Source organism: Planomonospora alba, assembly GCF_039534085.1.
Lineage (GTDB): Bacteria > Actinomycetota > Actinomycetes > Streptosporangiales > Streptosporangiaceae > Planomonospora_B > Planomonospora_B alba.
Map to the genome: position 1 here is coordinate 1 of NZ_BAAAUT010000029.1, position 18,695 is coordinate 18,695.

Here is an 18,695-nt window from a genome sequence, read left to right on the forward strand (position 1 = left end):
CCGACGCCTCGGGCGCCTCCCTGGTGGAGGCCGGGATCGACGACGTCAAGATCACCCGCCGGTAGGAGGGAGCGGGGGATCCCGCCGGGACACGGCGGCGCACCCGGGCGGGCGGGGAGCACCCGGCCCGCCCGGCGGCGCCGTTCCCCGGCGGGCAGCGCCGGGCTAGGCCCTTCCGCCCCGCCCCTCGCCACCGGCCTCGCCGGCCGAGCCCTCCTCGGGCTCCTCCTCGGTCCGCCCCTGTTCGGCGACCGACCGCAGCAGCGGATCGTTGTCAGCGGTCTTGGGCTGGTTCTCCTCGGGCATGCTCATAGCCCCCTCATGCCCGAACGATTGCCTTTAACACCAAATAAGACATTTGTTCAGGTTCATACCGTTCGTTCTCGGGCAGCCCAGGACGGGAGGGCGGGCAGAGGCCCGCACCAGGAGAAGACGACCCTCTCGCACGGCGAGGAGAACACCATGACCCAACCGCAGCAGAACGAGCTCCGCAGATCCGGCGGGGCGCCGACGAACGACGAGAACCTCGACGTCATGCCCGAGACGCCCAGCGGCTCCACCAAGGGCGGCCGTCCGCACGCCATGGACAAGGGCAACAAGGGCGGCGGCGAGGGCGGCGGCGTGCCGCCGGACCAGCAGCCGCCGTGGCCGTCGTGACCGTCGGCACGACCCCGCACCGCGGGCCGGTGCTCCTCGGAGAAGGGGCACCGGCCTACGTGTGAAATATGACTGTTTGTCCGTTTCATCCGGGGTAGGAATCCGGCAAGCGCGAGCAGAGGAGGACCCCATGAGCAGGACTGTGGCCGACGTGATGACGGCAGAACCGGCGACTCTCGACGCGAGCCAGCCCGTCTCCGCCGCGGCCCAGCTGATGGTCAGCCAGGACACCGGAGCGGTGATCCTCACCGACGACGGCCACGTCAGCGGGATCGTGACCGACCGCGACATCGCCGTCCGCGTCGTGGCCCAGGACAAGGGCCCCGACACACCCGTCCGGGAGGCGTGCAGCGAGGAGCTCACGACGGTCGGGCCCGACACCAGCATCGAGCAGGTCGTGCAGCTGATGCGCGACAAGGCCGTACGGCGGATCCCGGTCGTCGAAGGCGACCACGCCGTCGGCATCGTGAGCATCGGAGACCTGGCGATCGACCGCGACTCCGACTCCGCACTGGCCGACATCTCCGCGGCGAAGGGCAACCGCTGACGGCCCGCCTCCGGCCGGGGCCGCCGGGCGGCGGTCCCGGCCGCGGCGTGCCCGGCGGAGCGGCCCCTCCCGGATCCGGACCCCGGGCGCGGACCTCAGCGCGGCCCCACGGCACGGCCCCACGGCACGGCCCCACGGCACGGCCCCACGGCACGGTTCCACGGCACGCGACGCGGCCCGCGGCGCAGTCTCACGGCGGGCGACAGGGCCCCACGACGCGGCCCCGCGGCGCGCGGAACGCCCCCGTCCGCCCCGCGGCTCATACGTCCCCGTGATCGGGGCATGAGCCGCCGTACGGGAAAGCGCGGGGGAACCGCCGACCACACGCACGGGAAAAAGAGGTGAACACGTGGTGTCGCGACCATCCGTCGTCACCAGTCTGAAGGAGCTGGCGTCGCTGCTGGACGAGCGGCGGGGACTGTTCATCCGCTGGTCCCGGGACCTGGAGAAGGACGAGGCCGAGGGGTGCAGCCGGGACTCCCTGACGGGGGCCGCGCTGCCCGGCCTGTCGGCCAACCCGCTGGACGTGGAGGACTGGTGGGGGGACCGCCCGGTCCGGCTCTGGGCGGCCCGGCGCCTGCACGACTACTCCCACCTGCGGCGCGAGCGCGGCCCCGGCGTCAGGGCGTGGGTGCTGTCCGGCCGGGAGGTGGGCCGGGGGCCCGACAACGAGCCCCTCATCCGGTGCGACGAGGCGGTGGCGATCGTCGACGACGCCGTCATGGAGGAGGCCGAGGAGCTGATCGACAGCCAGGGGTCCGACGCCTGGGGCCCGCTGGACCGGGAGTCGCACTGACCTCCCACGCCCCCGGCACCGGCCTCATGACCGATCACCGGCCCCTCCCGCCCCCGCCGGACCGGCCCCATGGCCGGGTCACGGCCGTCCCACGGCTCCGCTAACCTCGCGTAGGTCACGCCCGTGCGGTACGGAAGGCATCCACGTTGATCGGCTGGTTCGAAGCGGTGGTCCTCGGACTCCTTCAGGGACTGACGGAGTTCCTGCCCATCTCCTCCAGCGCCCACATCCGGGTCGTCTCCGCGTTCTTCGGCTGGGAGGACCCCGGCGCCGCCTTCACCGCGGTGATCCAGCTCGGCACCGAGGCCGCGGTGCTCATCTACTTCCGCAAGGAGATCTGGGAGATCATCTCCACCTGGACCCGGGCCCTGTGGACGCCGGCGCTGCGCGCGCACCACGCCGCCCGGATGGGCTGGTACGTGATCGTCGGTACGCTCCCCATCCTCGTCCTGGGCCTGCTCTTCGAGGAGAAGATCGACACGATCTTCCGCGACCTGCGCCTGATCGGCACCACGCTGATCGTCTTCGGCCTGATCCTCTGGCTCGTCGACCGCTCCGCCCGTGACAAGCTGACGCTGGAGCGGCACCTCAGCTTCACCCACTCCCTCCTGTACGGCCTCGCCCAGTCCCTCGCCCTGATCCCGGGCGTCTCCCGCTCCGGCGGCACGATCACCGCGGGCCTGCTGCTCGACTACCGCCGCGAGGAGGCCGCCAAGTACTCCTTCCTGCTGGCCATCCCCGCGGTGCTGGGCGCGGGGGTGCTGAAGCTGTTCGACATCGGCGAGGGCCAGGCCCCCGCCTGGGGCCCGACCATCCTGGCGACCGCCATCTCGTTCCTGGTCGGCTACGCGGCGGTCTCCTGGTTCCTGAAGTACATCAGCACCCACCGCTTCACCGGTTTCGTGATCTACCGGGTGGCCCTCGGCGTGGTGATCATCGCCCTGGTGAGCTTCGGCGTCCTCGACCCGGCCGCCGGCCAGGACTGACGCGCGGGCGGACCCGGTGGCCCAGCGCGGACGGAACGAGCGTGCCGAGTGGTCCGCCCTGCCCGTCCGGCACGCCCTGCCCGAGCTGCTGGCGGCGCTGGACGAGCGCGGCGCGGCCGTCCTCGTCGCGCCGCCCGGCACCGGCAAGACCACTCTCGTCCCGCTCGCCCTGGCCGGGCTCCTGGACGGGCTCCCTGGCGGGACCGGTCTGAGCGGGACCGGCCTGAGCGGGACCGGCCTGAGCGGGACCGGTCCGAGCGGCCCGCCCCGGCAGGCGCCCCGGGGGAAGGTGCTCGTGGCCGAGCCGCGCCGGATCGCGGTGCGGGCCGCGGCCCGGCGCATGGCCTGGCTGCTGGGCTCGGAGATCGGCGCCGAGGTGGGCTTCTCGGTGCGGGGCGAGCGCCGCAGCGGACCGGGCACCCTCGTGGAGGTCGTCACCACCGGCGTCCTCCTCCAGCGGCTCCAGCGCGACCCCGAGCTGGACGGCGTGCACACGGTCCTGCTCGACGAGTGCCACGAGCGCCACCTCGACGCCGACACCGCGCTCGCCTTCCTCCTCGACGTCCGCGCGACCCTCCGCCCCGACCTGCGGCTGATCGCCGCCTCCGCCACCGCCGACGCCGGTCCCTGGGCCCGGCTCCTGGCCACCGGGGAGAGCGGCGGGGAGACGGCCCGCGGCGACACCGCCCGGGATCCCGGAGGGGCCGCCGAGGCCCCCGCCCGCCCCGGATCACGGGTGCCCGGACCGGAGCGGACCGGAGACTCCGGTGGGACCGGCCCGCAGACACCCGGACCGGCGGTCCCGATCGTCCGCGCCCGGGGCGCCGTGCACCCCGTCACCCCGGTCTGGGCGCCGCCCGCCCGGCCGACGGCGCCGCCGCACGGCCTGCGGGTGGACCCCGCCTTCCTCGCCCACGTCGCCGCCGTCGTACGGCGGGCGCTGGCCGAGCAGGAGGGGGACGTGCTGTGCTTCCTTCCCGGGGTGGGCGAGATCGGCCGGGTCGCCGGGCTGCTCGCCGACCTCGAAGGCCCCGGCGGCCCGCGCGTCCTGCAGGTCCACGGCCAGGCGCCGGCCCGCGTGCAGGACGAGGTGCTCTCCCCCGGCGGCACCCGGCGGGTGGTCCTCGCCACCTCGATCGCCGAGTCGAGCCTGACCGTGCCCGGAGTCCGCGTCGTGGTCGACTCCGGCCTGGCCCGCGAGCCGCGCACCGACCACGCCCGCGGCCTCGGCTCGCTCACCACGGTCCGCGTCTCCAAGGCCTCCGCCGAGCAGCGGGCCGGGCGGGCGGGCCGCCAGGCGCCCGGCGTCGTCTACCGGTGCTGGTCTGCGGCCGAGCACGAGCGGCTCCCCCCGCACTCCCGGCCCGAGATCGCCCTGGCCGACCTGACCGGCTTCGCCCTCCAGGCGGCCTGCTGGGGCGACCCCGCGGCGCGGGGGCTCGCTCTGCTGGACCCGCCCCCGGCCGCCGCGCTGGAGGACGCCCACCGCGCACTGCTCGCCCTCGGAGCCCTGGAGGGCCCCGGCACGGGCTCCCCGGGCGGGTCCCGCGCGGGCGGCTCCGCCGCGGGCTCCCCGGACGGCTCCCGCGACGGTTCCGGCGCGGGCCTTCCGAGCGCCGCCGGCCTCCGCGTCACCGGCCGGGGCCGGGCGATGGCCGCGGCCGGGGTGCACCCGCGCCTGGCACGTGCCCTGGTGGACGCGGGCGGCCGGGTCGGCGAGCGCGCGGCCGAGGTGGTCGCGCTGCTGTCCGAGCAGCTCCCCCGGGACGCGGGCGACGACCTGGTCGCGCTCTGGCGCTCCGCCCGCCGGGGGGACGACGCCTTCTCCGCCCGCTGGCGCCGGGAGGCCGACCGGCTGGCGCGGGCCGTGCCGCGCGCCGTACCCGGGGGAGGCGGGTCGGCGCGGCAGGCCGCGGCCGGACCGGACGGGACGGCACGGCAGGCCGCGGCCGGACCGGACGGGTCCCCGCCCGGCGGCCGGAGCCCGGCCGGGCGGTGGAGCGACGACGAGGTGGCCGGGCTGGTGGTGGCGCTGGCCTATCCGGAACGGGTGGCCCGGCGGCGGGGCGGGTCCTACCTGATGGCCTCGGGGACCGCCGCCGAGCTGCCCGCCGGCTCCCGGCTGGGCACGGCGGAGTGGCTGGCGGTCGCGGTCGCGGACCGGCCCGCGGGCTCGGCGGCGGCACGGATCAGGCAGGCCGCGGTGATCGACGAGGAGACCGCCCGGCTGGCCGCCGCGCCCCTGCACACCCGTGCCGACGAGGTCGCCTGGCGCCTCCCGCCCGGGGAGCGGCAGGGCGACGTCTCGGCCCGGCGCGTCGAGCGCCTCGGCGCGATCGAGCTGTCCTCGGTCCCGCTGCGCGAGGCCGACGTCCGGCCCGCCCTCCTGGAGGGCCTGCGCACCGAGGGCCCGGCGGTGCTGCGCTGGACCCCCGAGGCGGTGGCGCTCCGCGAGCGCCTGGCCTTCTGCCGCCGCGCGCTCGGCGACCCCTGGCCCGCGGTGGACGACGAGGCCCTCATCGGGGCCGCGGACCTCTGGCTGGAGCCCGAGCTGTCCCGGGCCCGGCGCCGCGCCGACCTGGAGCGCATCGACGTGGCCGCGGCCCTGCACCGGCTGGTGCCGTGGAGCGTCCGGCTGGACGAGACGGCCCCCGAGCGGATCGAGGTGCCGAGCGGGTCGCGGATCAGGATCGACTACTCGGGAGAGCGGCCGGTCCTCGCGGCCAAGCTGCAGGAGCTGTTCGGCTGGGACTCCGCGCCCGAGGTGGCGGGGGTGCCGCTGGTGGTGCACCTGCTCTCCCCGGCGGGCCGTCCGGCGGCGGTCACCTCCGACCTGGCGTCGTTCTGGCGGGAGGGCTACCGCGCGGTCCGCGCCGAGCTGCGCGGCCGCTACCCCAGGCACCCCTGGCCGGAGGACCCCCTCTCGGCCGCCGCCACCCGTCGCACCAACCCTCGCCGCTGACGCCGCCCCTGGCCGCCGGTCACCGGGCCGTACCGCCGGTCACCGGGCCCCGCCCGGCCGGATCCCGGCACCGGGACCCGTTCCCAGCCCGAAGGCCAGGTCGGCGACGCGGACCGTCCGCACATCGGGGTCGTCGAGCAGCTTGCGCAGGTCGGCCAGGCGCCACCGGTCGGCGACGAACCCGTATGCCACCCCTTCCCGGGCCGCGTCCACCAGTTCGTCCCGGGTCAGCCCGAACACGGCCAGGTCGTCGCCCTCCCTCAGCAGCCCGGTCCACGTCCGGAACGCCGCCAGCGCCGCCTCCGGCTCGGTCTCGCACCGGTACTCGGCCGGCTCGTCCCAGGGAAGCACCCAGGCCATGTCGCGGTTCCAGACGACCGCGTTCGACAGGGGGACGGTGTCGGAGTCGTCGTAGTGATGCCGGCTGTAGACGTAGGAGACGCTCTCGTCGCCGCACAGGCCGTGCCTCCGGTTGAGGGCGACGAGCTTCTCCGCCGTGAGCGGCCATGCGAACTCCACCACCGCCACGGCGGTGAGCGCCGGCGGCAGCCTGTCGAGGGCCTCGCCCAGCTCCTGCTTGTCCTTCGGGCTTCCCGAGCCGCCCTCGCCCTCCACGGCCCGGACCGCCTCGGTCAGGGCGGAGCGCTCCGGCTCCGCCAGGCCCGGTGCCTCCACGCCGGGCAGGCTCTCCGTGACGGTGTAGGCCGTCTCGCCCCGGGCGGGGGCGGCCGTGCGCGGTTCCCCCCGCAGCGTGTACACCGTCCTGATCAGTCCCTCGTCGAGATCGGCGCCGTGGAAGCGCTTGTCCGGGTTCACCACCTGCGCCGCGGTGCCGTACACCCGCGCGGTCCGCTCACCGTCCAGGTCGACGTGGAGCACGACGAGCCGCTCGGCCACGTTGAGGGCGAGAAAGAGCAGCACGGAGACGCCCACGACCTTGGCCAGCGACCGGACCGCGTGCAGCCAGTCGATCTCCCTCGGCTCCATCACCCTGTGCTCCCTCTCTCCGGTCCGTATCGGTACGGAGCACCATAGATCACCGGGATCGCCGCGCAGGCGCCGTCAGGCGGGCAGGCGGTCCCGGGTGGGGACGATGTCCTCGAAGCGGGTGACGGGCATGTCCCTGGAGGTGATGGTCCCGCCGAGGGCGGCGGCGAGGGCCACGGCCGCCTGGTAGAGGCGCTCCAGGTCCGGGTCGTCCGGGCCGGCCGGGCGCGGCAGGTCCAGGTCGATCAGGTGCTCCTCCTCGTCCTCCCCCTGCCAGTCGGGGTCCGGGCGGCTGTAGTGGACCTCGACGCGCTGCTCCTCGCCACCGATCCGGCACAGGCCCAGGTCGTGGTCGTGCGCGACGGCCCGCTCCCCGAGGATCGGGCGGACCAGGCCGGCCACCTCCTCGCAGTCGAGCACGGCGCGCCTGCCCAGGTTCACCTCGACGGACACCGAGTCGTCGTGGTCGGCCGCCGGGTGCAGCGCCCCGCCCAGGCGGCTGGCGAGGCCGTTCAGCAGGAAGGTCCCCGCGGTCCGGTGCCCGCCCCCGCAGGCGATGATCGCCCCGCGCCGGTCCGCGGGCACGCGCGCCCTGGCGGCCAGGTCCTCGGTGAGCTCGGCCCAGCGGACCTTGGTCCCGCGCACGACGAACCAGTCCCCCGAGCGCGTCAGCCGGGGGTCGTACTGGCGGAGCAGGCTCTCCAGCCGAGCCGGCTCCGGGGGCCGGTAGGTGAGCAGGGCGGGGTGGCGGCGGAGCTGTCGTGCCGTGCGATCGAGGAACCACATGCCGGCCAGTGTGCCGGGCCCGGCTTGAGACTCACTTGGAACCCTCCACCCGCGGACCCGGGCCCCGGACCGCGGACCGTACGGCGGTGCGCGCACGGCACTTCATGGGCTATCGTGGTGATATCACTTCGATAGTCCCCCGATAGCGGAGGTGGAGCATGGAACGACCCGCGTCCCGGATGAACGGCTTCCTCGTCCTGGCCGGCCTGCTGGTGCTGGGCGCGGCCCTGGCGGCGGCCGGCTGGGCCGTCTCGATCCCGGCCCTGATCGGCGCCGGCGTCCTGTGGGGCGTCGTCGCCGTCCTCGTCTCCACCGGCTTCACCGTCGTCAACCCGAACGAGGCGAAGGTGGTGCAGTTCCTCGGCCGCTACGTCGGCACGGTGAGCCAGGCGGGCTTCCAGTGCGTGCTCCCGCTGACCACCAAGCAGCGCGTCACCCTGCGGGTCCGCAACTTCGAGACGGCCAAGCTCAAGGTGAACGACGCCGACGGCAACCCCGTGGAGATCGCCGCGGTCGTCGTCTACAAGGTCACCGACACCGCCAAGGCCGCCTTCTCCGTCGACGACTACGAGGAGTACGTCGCGATCCAGTCCGAGGCGGCGGTGCGCCACCTCGCCACCAGCCACCCCTACGACGCCCACGAGGAGGGCCGCACCAGCCTGCGCGACGGCGCCGAGGTCGCCGGGGAGCTCACCACCGAGCTGCGCGAGCGCACCGAGCTGGCCGGTGTGGAGGTCCTGGAGGCGCGGATCACCCATCTGGCCTATGCTCCGGAGATCGCCCAGGCGATGCTGGTCCGCCAGCAGGCGGCCCAGGTCGTCGCGGCCCGCACGCACATCGTCTCCGGCGCCGTGGGCATGGTGCAGCTGGCGCTGACCAAGCTGGCCGACGAGGGCGTGGTGGACCTGGACGAGGAGCGGAAGGCGCAGATGGTCTCGAACCTGCTGGTCGTCCTGTGCGGCGACCGGGCGACCCAGCCGGTGCTCAACGCCGGCAGCCTCTACTCCTGACACCATGCCAGAGCGCAAGAAGCTCCTGCTCAGGCTCGATCCGGCCGTCTACGAGGCGATCGCCAGGTGGGCGGCCGACGACCTGCGCAGCGTCAACGCGCAGATCGAGTACGCGCTGCGCCTGGCTCTCAAGGAGGCGGGCCGCACACCGCGCAGGGAGCCGCGGGAGGAACCGCGGCAGGACACGTCATCCGATTGAGACACAGGACACTTCCCCTACACGTGCCCGCAGGACCACACTCGGTACATGTCGTGGGTGGGGAAGTCCGCAGCGGAGATCGCGGAGGCCGTACGACAGGGCAAGGCCACCGCTCCGCAGATCGTCGAGGAGCACCTCGCCGTGATCGCCGAGCGCGACGGGCGGGTCGGGGCGTTCCGCACGGTCCGCGCCGAGGCGGCGCTCGCCGAGGCGCGGGCCGTACAGGAGCGTGCGGACCTGGCGGAGCTGCCGCTCGCCGGGGTGCCGGTGGCGGTCAAGGACAACGTCGCGGTCCGCGGCGAGGCGCTCCGCAACGGCTCGGCCGCCACCCCGGACGCGCCCGCCCCCGACGACCACCCCGTGGTGGCCCGGCTCCGCGCGGCGGGCGCGGTGGTCGTCGGCCTCACCAACGTGCCGGAGCTCTGCCTGGCCGGGTTCTCCGACAGCGTGTACGGCGTGGCGCGCAACCCCTGGGACCCCTCCCGCACGCCCGGCGGCTCGTCCGGCGGGAGCGCCGCCGCCGTGGCGGCGGGCATGGTGCCGCTGGCCCACGGCAACGACGGGCTCGGCTCGCTGCGCATCCCGGCCGCCTGCTGCGGCCTCGTCACCATCAAGCCCGGTCTCGGCGTCGTCCCCCCGCCGGAGCACGACTGGCACGGCATGTCGGAGAACGGCCCGCTCGCCACGACGGTCACCGACCTCGCCCTCGCCCTCGCCGTGATGGCCGGCGACATGTCCCTGGCCACGCCCGGCGAGACCGAGTCCCTGCGGGTGGGCGAGGCGATCGACGACTACCCGGGCGGGCTGGTCCCGTCCGAGCCGCTGCGGCTGCGCGTCGCCGTCGCGCCGTGCCCGCTGCCCCCGGGGTTCGCGGTGGACCCCGAGTTCCAGCGGGCCGTCACCGAGGCCGCGCGCGCACTCGGCGAGGCCGGGCACACGGTCGTGGAGCACGGCGCGCGGCTGCCCGTCTGGCTCGGCTCGGCCGCGGTGGCCGCCTGGTTCGCGTGCGCCCGCGAGGACGCCGCCGGGCTCGACCGGCACCGGCTGGAGCGGCGCACGAAGGCCCTGGCCCGCACCGGGAAGGCCCTGCGGGCGTTCGGGCTGGACGGCGCGAAGGGCCGCGACCGCTGGCGGGCCCACGGCGCCGACCAGTGGTTCGGCAACGCCGACGTGCTCGTCACCCCGGCGCTGGCGGCGGTCCCGCCGCCGGCCGCGCGCTGGGGCGAGCGCGGCCTGCTGGCCAACGCCCGCGCCAACCTGACCTACGCCCCCGCCACCGCCGCCTGGAACCTCGCGGGCTGGCCCGCGATGACCGTCCCGTACGGCAGGCACTCCACCGGCCTGCCCATCGGGGTCCAGCTCGTCGCGGCCCCCGGCGGCGAGGCCCAGCTGCTCACCCTGGCCGCCCAGCTCGAAGCCGCCCACCCCTGGCCCCGCCACGCCCCCACCGGCTGACGGGGCCCGGTCAGGCGGGGCCCGGAGCGCTTCCCCGGCCCGGGCGGACGCTCGCGGCCGTCCCCTGATCGGCATCCGCGCGTCCGGCTATCGTGCCAGGACCCGTTTGTGGTAGCTCTCGATGTCCCGGACCTCGACGGTGACCTGGATGTTCAGCCCCGTTCCAGGCTTGAGGTGCTCGCACAGCATCGCGAGGGTCAGATCTCCCAGCCGGGCTTTGACCTCGGGGGCACGGCCGGGCAGGATCGCCAGGTCCACGTGGATCATCGCCTCGGTGTCCGCGCCGCTGCCGATGACCGCTTCGGTGACGGGCCGGAAGCGCGTCTTGAAATCCGGCAGGGCGCTGCCGATCAACTCGGCGGCGGCCGGATGGAGGGCCAGCGCGAACCCGCGCCGGTCGAACGCCTCGGCGAGGGATGCGGAGTACTCGATGGTGATCTGCGGCATGCCGTTCATTGTCGACCATCGCGCCCCGCTCCGGTGGCGGTGCCGGCCGCGGCGCTCCCGGCCCCGGAGGAACGGCTGCGCGGCCGCCCGCCCAGGGCTCACAGGCGGCGGGCGAGGGTGACGACGACCCGGCTCGCGGCGGTGACCGGCCCGCGGTGCCAGTCGCCGTACTGCGCCTCGATCGCGAACCCGGCCCCGGTCAGGAACGCCCGCAGCCCGGACTCGTCCAGGAAGCGCAGGCGCGTCCGGTCGACCCGCAGGACGGCTCCGTCCGGGCCGCTGGTCGTCTCGGTGAACGTCACGACGTCCCCGGCCACCGACTCGACCCGGTGCGCCACCCGGAGCGTGCGGCCGGCGGCGTCCACGACCTCGGTCGCGTTCTGCGGGGTCCAGTCCTCCCAGGCCCGCGCCTGCGGGTGGCGCGTCTCGAAGGCGAACAGGCCCCCGTCGCGCAGCGCCGCCCGGATCGCGGTGAGCGAGGCGCGCAGCTCGTCGTCGCCCACCAGGCACTGGAAGGCGTTGCTCGCCATGGTCGCCAGGTCGAACTCCCGGTCCCAGGCCGCGTCCGCGGCGACGCCCTCGACCCACTCGACGTCGGCGCGCCGCCGGGCACGCTCCAGCGCCGCCCGGTCCGGGTCCAGCCCGACGAGCCGCCCGGTGTGCCCGCGCTCGCGCGCCCGGTGCAGCATGCTCCCCGTCCCGCATCCCACGTCCAGCACGGCGTCGGCGGCCATCACCAGGCCGTCGTAGAAGGCGTCGCCGGGGTACCGGTCGGGATCCCACGGATACATCAGGTCGTAGAGCGCCGCGGCGTCCGCGTCGGAGAAGATCACCGCAGCAGTCTCCGAAGGCGCCCTCCCGCGGTCAACCGGATTTCCGGCCGCTCACCGGACACCGCGGTCCCGGACCCTGTCGCGGCACCCGGCGGTGCTACGGACGAGCCGCCTCGTGGCCGGGGAGCGCGACCGGGGCCGTCCGGGTCGCCGGGCGCATCATCAGGATCAGCGCGGCCAGCCCGGCGAAGATGACCGCGGCCACGGCGCCGGTGACGTGCAGGGAGGCGGTGAACGCCTCCCGCGCGGCGTGCAGCAGTTCCGCGCCCTGGCCGGCGGGAAGGTGCCGGGCGGCGGCGACCGCACCCGCCAGGGAGTCGGACACGCCGTCCATCCGGCTGCGGTAGACCACCGCGGCCACCGCGCCGAGCAGCGCCAGGCCGAGCGATCCACCGAGGTAGTTGCCGGTCTCCGACATCGACGCCGCCGAGCCGGCGCGCTCCGGCGGCGCGGATCCGACGACCAGTCCGGTGCCCAGCGCGAACAGCGGACCGGTGCCCAGCGCCAGGACGGCGATGCCGGTCATCACCAGCGGCAGCGCGCGCGCACCGTCGACGCCGACCAGCAGCAGGCTGCCCAGCGCCGACCCCGCCAGGCCCCCGGCGATCGCGGTCGCCGGCTTCATCCGCCGGGCCAGCGCCGGTGCGGCCATGGTGCCGGCCGCCACGCCCAGCCCCATGGGCGTGAACAGCGCCGCCGACGCGACCGGTGAGAAGCCCAGCACGCTCTGCAGGTACTGGGTCACCAGCAGGCCCGTACCGGCCATGGCGACGCCGGCCAGCACCAGCGCGACGAGGACGGCCGTGAACGGGCGGCTGCGCAGCAGCCTCAGGTCCAGCAGCGGCGCCTCCAGCCGCAGTTGCCGGCGGACGAACAGGAATCCGAGGGCCGCGCCGACGACGAGGGCGACCGCCGGCCCGGTCCGCGCGCCCTCGACGGTCAGCTGCTTGACGCCGTACACCGTCAGGAGCATCGCCGCGAGCGAGAGCCCGACGCCGGCCGGGTCCAGCCGGCCGGCCCGGTCGCTGCGGGACTCCGGCAGCAGGACCGGCCCGGCGAGCGCCAGCAGCGCCATCGCCGGCACGGCGGCCAGGAACACCGATCCCCACCAGAAGTGCTGGAGCAGGAATCCGGCGAGCACGGGTCCGAGCGCGCCGCCGGTGAACTGGCAGGTCGCCCAGATCGCGATGGCCTTCCCGCGCTGCCGTTCGTCGGGGAACATGGTGGTCAGCAGGGCGAGGGTGGCCGGTGCCAGGGTCGCGCCGGCGACGCCCAGCAGCGCACGTGCGACGATCAGCATCAGCGGGCCGGTCGCGAAGGCGGCCGCGACCGACAGCACCGCGAACGCCGCCGCGCCGATGACCAGCAGCCGCCGGCGGCCGATCCGGTCGGCGAGCGTGCCCATCGTGATGACGAAGCCGGCCACCAGGAATCCGTAGCCGTCACTGATCCACAACTGCTGGACGCCGGTGGCGCCCAGATCCGCGCTCAGCTGCGGGAGCGCGAGAAGCAGCGCCGTCATGTCCATCGCGACGAGGAATGTCGGCAGCATGAGGAGGGCCGCGCCCAGCCACGCCCGGTTGATCCGCATATCCGAAGCTCTCCGTTCTCTCGACTTCTGCCGGTCGGTCGGAGCGGCCGATGGCTTCTTGACACCGGTGCGGGAGGAAATCCGTGCGAGAGTTCCGGCCGGGGGCGTCAAGACCGCGGCGGCGGATCCGACCCACCCGTTGGAGGGCCCGCTCCGGGGCCCGTGGACCACGAGGAGCACGAGATGCAGTTCCTGATCAGCATGCACATCAACCCGGCCGTGCTGGACGCGCTGACCGACGAGGAGAGGGCGGCGATCGGCGACGGCCACGGCAGGTTCATCGAGGAGCTGAAGGAGTCCGGCGAGCTGATCACCACGCAGGCGCTGGTCGACCCGTCGCAGGCCGCCGTGGTGTCCGTGCGCAACGGCCAGCCGGTCGTGACCGACGGCCCCTTCCTGGAGGCCAAGGAGTACCTGGGCGGCTTCTACCTCGTCGACTGCGAGGACAGGGAGCGGGCCATCGAGCTGGCCGCGCGGATCCCGGACGCCGCGATCGAGGGCCTGGGGGTCGAGGTGCGCCAGGTGATGTTCGCCGACGGACAATTGGAGGCATGACAACACAGGCCGTCGAGGACCTGCTGCGTGAGCTCACGCCGCAGGTCCTCGGCACGCTGGTACGCCGACACGGCCGGTTCGAGGAGTGCGAGGACGCCGTGCAGGAGGCCGTCCTCGCCGCCACCGTGCAGTGGCCGGCCGAGGGCGTGCCGGACAACCCCCGCGGCTGGCTGGTGACGGTCGCCTCCCGCCGGCTCATCGACCAGCTGCGCAGCGACCGCGCACGCCGCGAGCGGGAGGCGGCGACGGCCGCCGAGGCGGTGCCCGAGGACGTGCCGGACACCGACGACACCCTGGTCCTGCTGTTCCTGTGCTGCCACCCGGCGCTGACCCCGGCCTCCCAGACCGCCCTGACGCTGCGCGCGGTCGGCGGCCTGACCACCGCCGAGATCGCCCGCGCGTTCCTGGTGCCGGAGGCCACGATGGCGGCCAGGATCAGCCGGGCCAAGCAGCGCATCAAGGCCGCCGGCGGCTCGTTCGGCCTGCCGCGCGGCGCGGAGCTCGACAAGCGGCTCCGGGTCGTCCTGCACGTGCTCTACCTGATCTTCAACGAGGGCTACACCGCCTCCTCGGGCACCGAGCTGCACCGCGCCGACCTCGCGCACGAGGCGATCCGGCTGACCCGGATGGTGCACGCGCAGCTACCCGGGGACGGCGAGGTGACCGGGCTGCTCGCACTGATGCTGCTGACCCACGCCCGCAGGGAGGCCCGCACGACGGCGGCGGGCGACCTGGTGCCGCTGGACGAGCAGGACCGCGCGAAGTGGGACCGCGCGCTGATCGACGAGGGCACCGCGCTGGTCAAGCGGGCACTGGCCGGTCCGGCGCTGGGACCGTACCTGCTGCAGGCCGCCATCGCCGCCACGCACGCCGACGCGGCCACGGCCGAGGAGACCGACTGGTCGCAGGTGCACGCCCTCTACCTGATCCTGGAGCGGATCGCGCCCAACCCGATGGTCACCCTCAACCGGGCGGTCGCGCTCGCCGAGACCGAGGGCCCGCCGGCCGGGCTGGCCCTGCTGGCCACCCTGGACGCCGACGAGCGGATGGCCGGGCACCACCGGCTGCTGTCCGTGCGGGCGCACCTGCTGGAGAGGGCGGGCGACCCCGCCGGGGCGTACGAGCACTACCGGCGCGCCGCGAAGGCCACCCCCAGCCTCGCCGAGCGGCGCTACCTGGAGTCCCGGGCCCGCCGGGTGAGGACCTGACCGCCCGCTGGGCCCGGCCCGGCGGGGAGGCGTCCCCCACCGGGCCGGGCCGGGAGGACGCCCGTCAGACGCCGGTGGGGTGCCAGACGGTCTTGGTCTCCAGGAAGGCCGTCATGCGCCGGGTGCCGGGGTCGGCGTACCAGTCGGCCGCCGCCGGGCGGAGCACCCGCTTGAGGTTCTCCGCGGCGGCCCGCTCGCACTCCACCGCCAGATCCTCGTCGGTCACGCCGGTCAGGTCGACCGCGTTGACGTCCATGTGCGCGGCCAGGTGGGGGGCGAGCTCCCGCACCGAGCCGGTGAGGATGTTCACCACGCCGCCGGGCAGGTCCGAGGTGGCGAGCACCTCGGCCAGCGTGACCGCCGGCAGCGGCGCCCGCTCACCGGCGACCACCACGCACGTGTTGCCGGTGACGATCACCGGGGCGATCACCGAGACGAGCCCCAGCAGCGGCTCGTCGGGCGCGACCACCGCGACCACGCCGGTCGGCTCCGGCGAGGAGAGGTTGAAGTACGGCCCGGCGACCGGGTTGGCCGCCCCCGTCACCGAGGCGATCTTGTCCGACCACCCGGCGTACCAGACCAGCCGGTCGACCGCGGCGTCCACGACCTCCCCGGGCCGCTCCGTGCCCGCGTCGGCCAGCTCGGCCGCGAACTGCGCCCGCCGCCCCTGGAGCATCTCGGCGATCCGGTAGAGGATCTGCCCCCGGTTGTACGGCGTCGCGCCCGACCATCCGCCGAAGGCCTTGCGGGCCGCGACGACCGCCTCGCGGGCGTCCTTGCGGGAGGCCTTCGAGGCGTTGGCCAGGAACTCGCCTGTGGAGGAGGTCACCGCGTAGGACCTTCCGCTCTCCGACCGCGGGAACGCCCCGCCGATGTACAGCTTGTACGTCTTGCGCACGTCCAGCCGCAGGGGCGGCCGCCCGTTCCCGGCGGTCGGCGCCGCGGGCCTGTTCTCTCCGGTGCGCCCTCCGCCGGCCTCGGCGGCCGGCCGGCCGGCCCGCTCCCCGCCGGTCGCCGGCTTGCCCGGCTGCTCCGCGTCAGTCATTTCCGCGCCCCCTCCACGTGCTCTGCTGCTGTGCCAGCCGTACCGGCACGAAGACCTGACCGCAGCGGCTCACCCCGCACCGGTGGGCGAACCAGCCCCGCGGCGCCGGACGGCCGGCCCGGGCGTAGCCGTGGCCCCGGGTGCTCTGCGCGCGGCGGTCCCTCCTGGAGGCGTGGTGGCCCGGACTCTGGTACTCACACATCGAGGTAGGCCTCCAACCCGTGCCGCCCGCCCTCGCGGCCGTAGCCGGACTCCTTGTACCCGCCGAACGGCGAGGTCGGGTCGAACTTGTTGAAGGTGTTGGCCCACACCACGCCCGCGCGGAGCCGCTCGGCCATCCACAGGATGCGCGAGCCCTTCTCCGTCCAGACGCCGGCCGACAGGCCGTAGGGGGTGTTGTTGGCCTTCTCCACGGCCTCGGCCGGGGTGCGGAAGGTCAGCATGGCCAGGACCGGGCCGAAGACCTCGTCCCGGGCGATCCGGTGCGACTGGGCGACACCCGTGAAGATCGTCGGCGGGAACCAGAAGCCCCGGGACGGCAGCTCGCACGCCGGCGACCAGCGCTCGGCGCCCTCGGCCTCGCCGATGTCGGACAGCTCACGGACCCGGGCGAGCTGCGCCGCGGAGTTGATCGCGCCGATGTCGGTGTTCTTGTCCATCGGGTCGCCGAGCCGGAGCCTGCCGAGCCGGGTCTTGAGCGCCTCCAGCAGGTCGCCGGCGATCGACTCCTGGACCAGCAGCCGCGAGCCGGCGCAGCAGACGTGGCCCTGGTTGAAGAAGATGCCGTCGACGATGCCCTCGACGGCCTGGTCGATCGCGGCGTCGTCGAAGACGATGTTGGCGGCCTTGCCGCCGAGCTCCAGGGTGAGCTTCTTGCCGGTGCCGGCGACCGAGCGCGCGATGAGGCGGCCGACCTCGGTGGAGCCGGTGAAGGCGACCTTGTCGACGTCCGGGTGGTTCACCACGGCCGCGCCGGTCTCCCCGGCGCCGGTGACGATGTTCACCACGCCGGGCGGCAGCTCGGCCTGGCGGCAGATCTCCGCGAACAGCAGCGCGCTCAGCGGCGTCGTCTCGGCGGGCTTGAGCACGACCGTGTTGCCGCAGGCCAGCGCCGGAGCGATCTTCCACGCGAGCATGAGCAGCGGGAAGTTCCACGGGATGACCTGACCGGCCACGCCCAGCGGCTTCGGGTCGGGCCCGTAGCCGGCGTGGGCGAGCTTGTCCGCCCAGCCCGCGTAGTAGAAGAAGTGCGCCGCGACCAGCGGCAGGTCCACGTCGCGCGACTCGCGGATCGGCTTGCCGTTGTCCAGCGTCTCCAGCACCGCCAGCTCGCGCGAGCGCTCCTGGATGAGGCGGGCGATCCGGAACAGGTACTTCGCCCGCTCGGAGCCGGGCAGCGCCGACCAGGTGCCGAACGCCTTGCGGGCGGCCTGCACGGCGCGGTCCACGTCCGCGTCCGTGGCCGTGGCCACCTCGGCCAGCGTCTCCTCGGTCGCGGGGTTGATCGTCTTGAAGGGGGCGCCCGACCCGTCGGTGAACTCGCCGTCGATGAACAGGCCGTAGGACGGCTGGATGTCGACGACGTCGCGGGACTCGGGTGCCGGTGCGTATTCGAACATCGCCTCAGTCCAGGGTGAAGTAGTCGGGACCCGCGTACCGGCCGGTCGCCATCTTCTGGCGCTGCATCAGCAGGTCGTTGAGGAGGGACGAGGCGCCCAGGCGGAACCAGTCGGGGTCGAGCCAGCCCTCGCCGACGGTCTCGTTGACCAGGACGAGCATCTTGATCGCGTCCTTGGTGGTCCGGATGCCGCCCGCGGGCTTGACGCCGACCTTGCGGCCGGTCGCCGCGAGGAAGTCGCGGACCGCCTCCAGCATGACGAGCGTGACCGGCGCCGTCGCGGCGGGCTGGATCTTCCCGGTGGACGTCTTGATGAAGTCGGCGCCGGCCAGCATCGCCAGCCAGGACGCACGCCGTACGTTGTCGTAGGTCGCGAGTTCGCCGGTCTCCAGGATGACCTTCAGGTGGGCCGCGCCGCAGGCGGCCTTGACGGCGACGATCTCCTCGTAGACCTTCAGGTAGTCGCCGGACAGGAACGCGCCGCGGTCGATCACCATGTCGATCTCGTCGGCGCCGGCGGCCACCGCGAGCGCGGTGTCGGCGACCTTGACCTCCAGGGAGGAGCGCCCGCTCGGGAACGCGGTCGCGACGCTGGCCACCTTCACACCGGAGCCGGCGAGCGCGTCCACCGCCTGGCCGACCATGTCGGGGTAGACGCAGACCGCGGCCGTCTTCGGGACGGACGGGTCGCTCGGATCGGGGTGGACGGCCTTGGCGCACATCGCGCGGACCTTGCCGGGCGTGTCCGCGCCCTCCAGGGTCGTCAGGTCCACCATGCGGATGGCCAGGTCGATCGCCTCCGCCTTGGCGGTGGTCTTGATCGACCGGGTGCCGAGCATGGCGGCTCGCTGGTCCGCGCCCACGCGGTCGACGCCGGGCAGGCCGTGTAGGAAGGCTCGCAGCGTGGCGCCGGACGAGGCCACGTCAGCGAGCGGAGTAGTCACAGTTGACACCACTCCAGCATGCCGACTCGGATGGTGAGTTCCAAACCGGACGCGACTGAGCCCGGTAAC

At 74.7% G+C, this 18,695-nt stretch carries 19 protein-coding genes; 10 read left to right on the plus strand and 9 right to left on the minus strand.

What is annotated here, in order from left to right; all coding sequences use genetic code 11:
* Window positions 1-165: 165 nt before the first annotated feature.
* A complete protein-coding gene (locus ABD823_RS18305; protein WP_344861122.1) occupies window positions 166-312 on the minus strand; it encodes a hypothetical protein in 147 nt (48 codons plus the stop codon).
* Between the two features lie 150 nt (window positions 313-462).
* Here ABD823_RS18305 and ABD823_RS18310 point away from each other — a divergent pair, with 150 nt between their 5' ends.
* The 5 genes from ABD823_RS18310 to ABD823_RS18330 all read left to right on the plus strand — a co-directional run bounded on the left by ABD823_RS18310 (window position 463) and on the right by ABD823_RS18330 (window position 5,948).
* Window positions 463-657, plus strand: a complete 195-nt coding sequence (locus tag ABD823_RS18310; RefSeq protein WP_344861124.1) for a hypothetical protein — start codon at window positions 463-465, stop codon at window positions 655-657.
* A 130-nt stretch (window positions 658-787) separates the two neighbouring features.
* A complete protein-coding gene (locus tag ABD823_RS18315) occupies window positions 788-1,204 on the plus strand; it encodes a CBS domain-containing protein (protein WP_344861126.1) in 417 nt (138 codons plus the stop codon).
* A gap of 352 nt (window positions 1,205-1,556) precedes the next feature.
* The gene (locus ABD823_RS18320) at window positions 1,557-2,000 is read left to right on the plus strand and encodes a DUF6098 family protein (protein WP_344861128.1); all 444 of its coding nucleotides are present in this window, start codon (window positions 1,557-1,559) and stop codon (window positions 1,998-2,000) included.
* A 146-nt stretch (window positions 2,001-2,146) separates the two neighbouring features.
* Window positions 2,147-2,986 carry an undecaprenyl-diphosphate phosphatase gene (locus tag ABD823_RS18325; protein ID WP_344861130.1) on the plus strand — a complete coding sequence of 280 codons (840 nt, stop codon included), beginning with the start codon at window positions 2,147-2,149 and terminating at the stop codon, window positions 2,984-2,986.
* 16 nt (window positions 2,987-3,002) lie between these two features.
* Entirely contained in the window at window positions 3,003-5,948 is a 2,946-nt protein-coding gene (locus ABD823_RS18330; RefSeq protein ID WP_344861132.1) for an ATP-dependent RNA helicase, read from the plus strand.
* A 39-nt stretch (window positions 5,949-5,987) separates the two neighbouring features.
* Here the strand turns inward: ABD823_RS18330 and ABD823_RS18335 are convergent, their stop codons facing one another.
* Window positions 5,988-6,938: a hypothetical protein gene (locus ABD823_RS18335; protein ID WP_344861134.1), complete on the minus strand. Its 951-nt coding sequence runs from the start codon at window positions 6,936-6,938 to the stop codon at window positions 5,988-5,990.
* A gap of 72 nt (window positions 6,939-7,010) precedes the next feature.
* Entirely contained in the window at window positions 7,011-7,721 is a 711-nt protein-coding gene (locus ABD823_RS18340) for a hypothetical protein (protein WP_344861136.1), read from the minus strand.
* Between the two features lie 158 nt (window positions 7,722-7,879).
* Between ABD823_RS18340 and ABD823_RS18345 the strand changes: the two genes are divergently transcribed.
* Genes ABD823_RS18345 through ABD823_RS18355 form a run of 3 tightly spaced genes read left to right on the plus strand, consistent with a single transcriptional unit; the run spans window position 7,880 to window position 10,385 of the window.
* Window positions 7,880-8,731 carry an SPFH domain-containing protein gene (locus ABD823_RS18345; protein WP_344861138.1) on the plus strand — a complete coding sequence of 284 codons (852 nt, stop codon included), beginning with the start codon at window positions 7,880-7,882 and terminating at the stop codon, window positions 8,729-8,731.
* A 4-nt stretch (window positions 8,732-8,735) separates the two neighbouring features.
* Window positions 8,736-8,930 carry a type II toxin-antitoxin system antitoxin gene (locus tag ABD823_RS18350; protein ID WP_344861330.1) on the plus strand — a complete coding sequence of 65 codons (195 nt, stop codon included), beginning with the start codon at window positions 8,736-8,738 and terminating at the stop codon, window positions 8,928-8,930.
* Window positions 8,931-8,978: 48 nt separating this feature from the next.
* Window positions 8,979-10,385, plus strand: a complete 1,407-nt coding sequence (locus ABD823_RS18355) for an amidase (RefSeq protein WP_344861140.1) — start codon at window positions 8,979-8,981, stop codon at window positions 10,383-10,385.
* 87 nt (window positions 10,386-10,472) lie between these two features.
* Here the strand turns inward: ABD823_RS18355 and ABD823_RS18360 are convergent, their stop codons facing one another.
* From ABD823_RS18360 to ABD823_RS18370, 3 genes are all read right to left on the minus strand, one after another.
* Window positions 10,473-10,832, minus strand: coding sequence for a 5-carboxymethyl-2-hydroxymuconate Delta-isomerase (locus tag ABD823_RS18360; RefSeq protein ID WP_344861142.1), 360 nt, complete (start codon window positions 10,830-10,832; stop codon window positions 10,473-10,475).
* A gap of 98 nt (window positions 10,833-10,930) precedes the next feature.
* The gene (locus ABD823_RS18365) at window positions 10,931-11,665 is read right to left on the minus strand and encodes a class I SAM-dependent methyltransferase (protein WP_344861144.1); all 735 of its coding nucleotides are present in this window, start codon (window positions 11,663-11,665) and stop codon (window positions 10,931-10,933) included.
* A 97-nt stretch (window positions 11,666-11,762) separates the two neighbouring features.
* On the minus strand, window positions 11,763-13,256 hold the full coding sequence (locus ABD823_RS18370; RefSeq protein ID WP_344861147.1) for an MFS transporter: 1,494 nt from the start codon (window positions 13,254-13,256) through the stop codon (window positions 11,763-11,765).
* Window positions 13,257-13,439: 183 nt separating this feature from the next.
* On the opposite strand from ABD823_RS18370, the gene ABD823_RS18375 reads away from it, so the two are divergent.
* The gene (locus tag ABD823_RS18375) at window positions 13,440-13,811 is read left to right on the plus strand and encodes a YciI family protein (RefSeq protein WP_344861149.1); all 372 of its coding nucleotides are present in this window, start codon (window positions 13,440-13,442) and stop codon (window positions 13,809-13,811) included.
* Window positions 13,808-15,019, plus strand: coding sequence for an RNA polymerase sigma factor (locus ABD823_RS18380; RefSeq protein ID WP_344861151.1), 1,212 nt, complete (start codon window positions 13,808-13,810; stop codon window positions 15,017-15,019). Before ABD823_RS18375 ends, ABD823_RS18380 begins: the two co-directional genes overlap by 4 nt.
* Window positions 15,020-15,083: 64 nt before the next feature.
* On the opposite strand, the gene ABD823_RS18385 is transcribed toward ABD823_RS18380, so the two are convergent.
* The 3 genes from ABD823_RS18385 to deoC form a co-directional block, all read right to left on the minus strand.
* Window positions 15,084-16,064 carry an aldehyde dehydrogenase family protein gene (locus ABD823_RS18385; protein ID WP_344861153.1) on the minus strand — a complete coding sequence of 327 codons (981 nt, stop codon included), beginning with the start codon at window positions 16,062-16,064 and terminating at the stop codon, window positions 15,084-15,086.
* Between the two features lie 194 nt (window positions 16,065-16,258).
* Window positions 16,259-17,683 carry an aldehyde dehydrogenase family protein gene (locus ABD823_RS18390; protein ID WP_344861155.1) on the minus strand — a complete coding sequence of 475 codons (1,425 nt, stop codon included), beginning with the start codon at window positions 17,681-17,683 and terminating at the stop codon, window positions 16,259-16,261.
* A 4-nt stretch (window positions 17,684-17,687) separates the two neighbouring features.
* Entirely contained in the window at window positions 17,688-18,626 is a 939-nt protein-coding gene (deoC, locus tag ABD823_RS18395; protein WP_344861157.1) for a deoxyribose-phosphate aldolase, read from the minus strand.
* Window positions 18,627-18,695 lie beyond the last annotated feature (69 nt).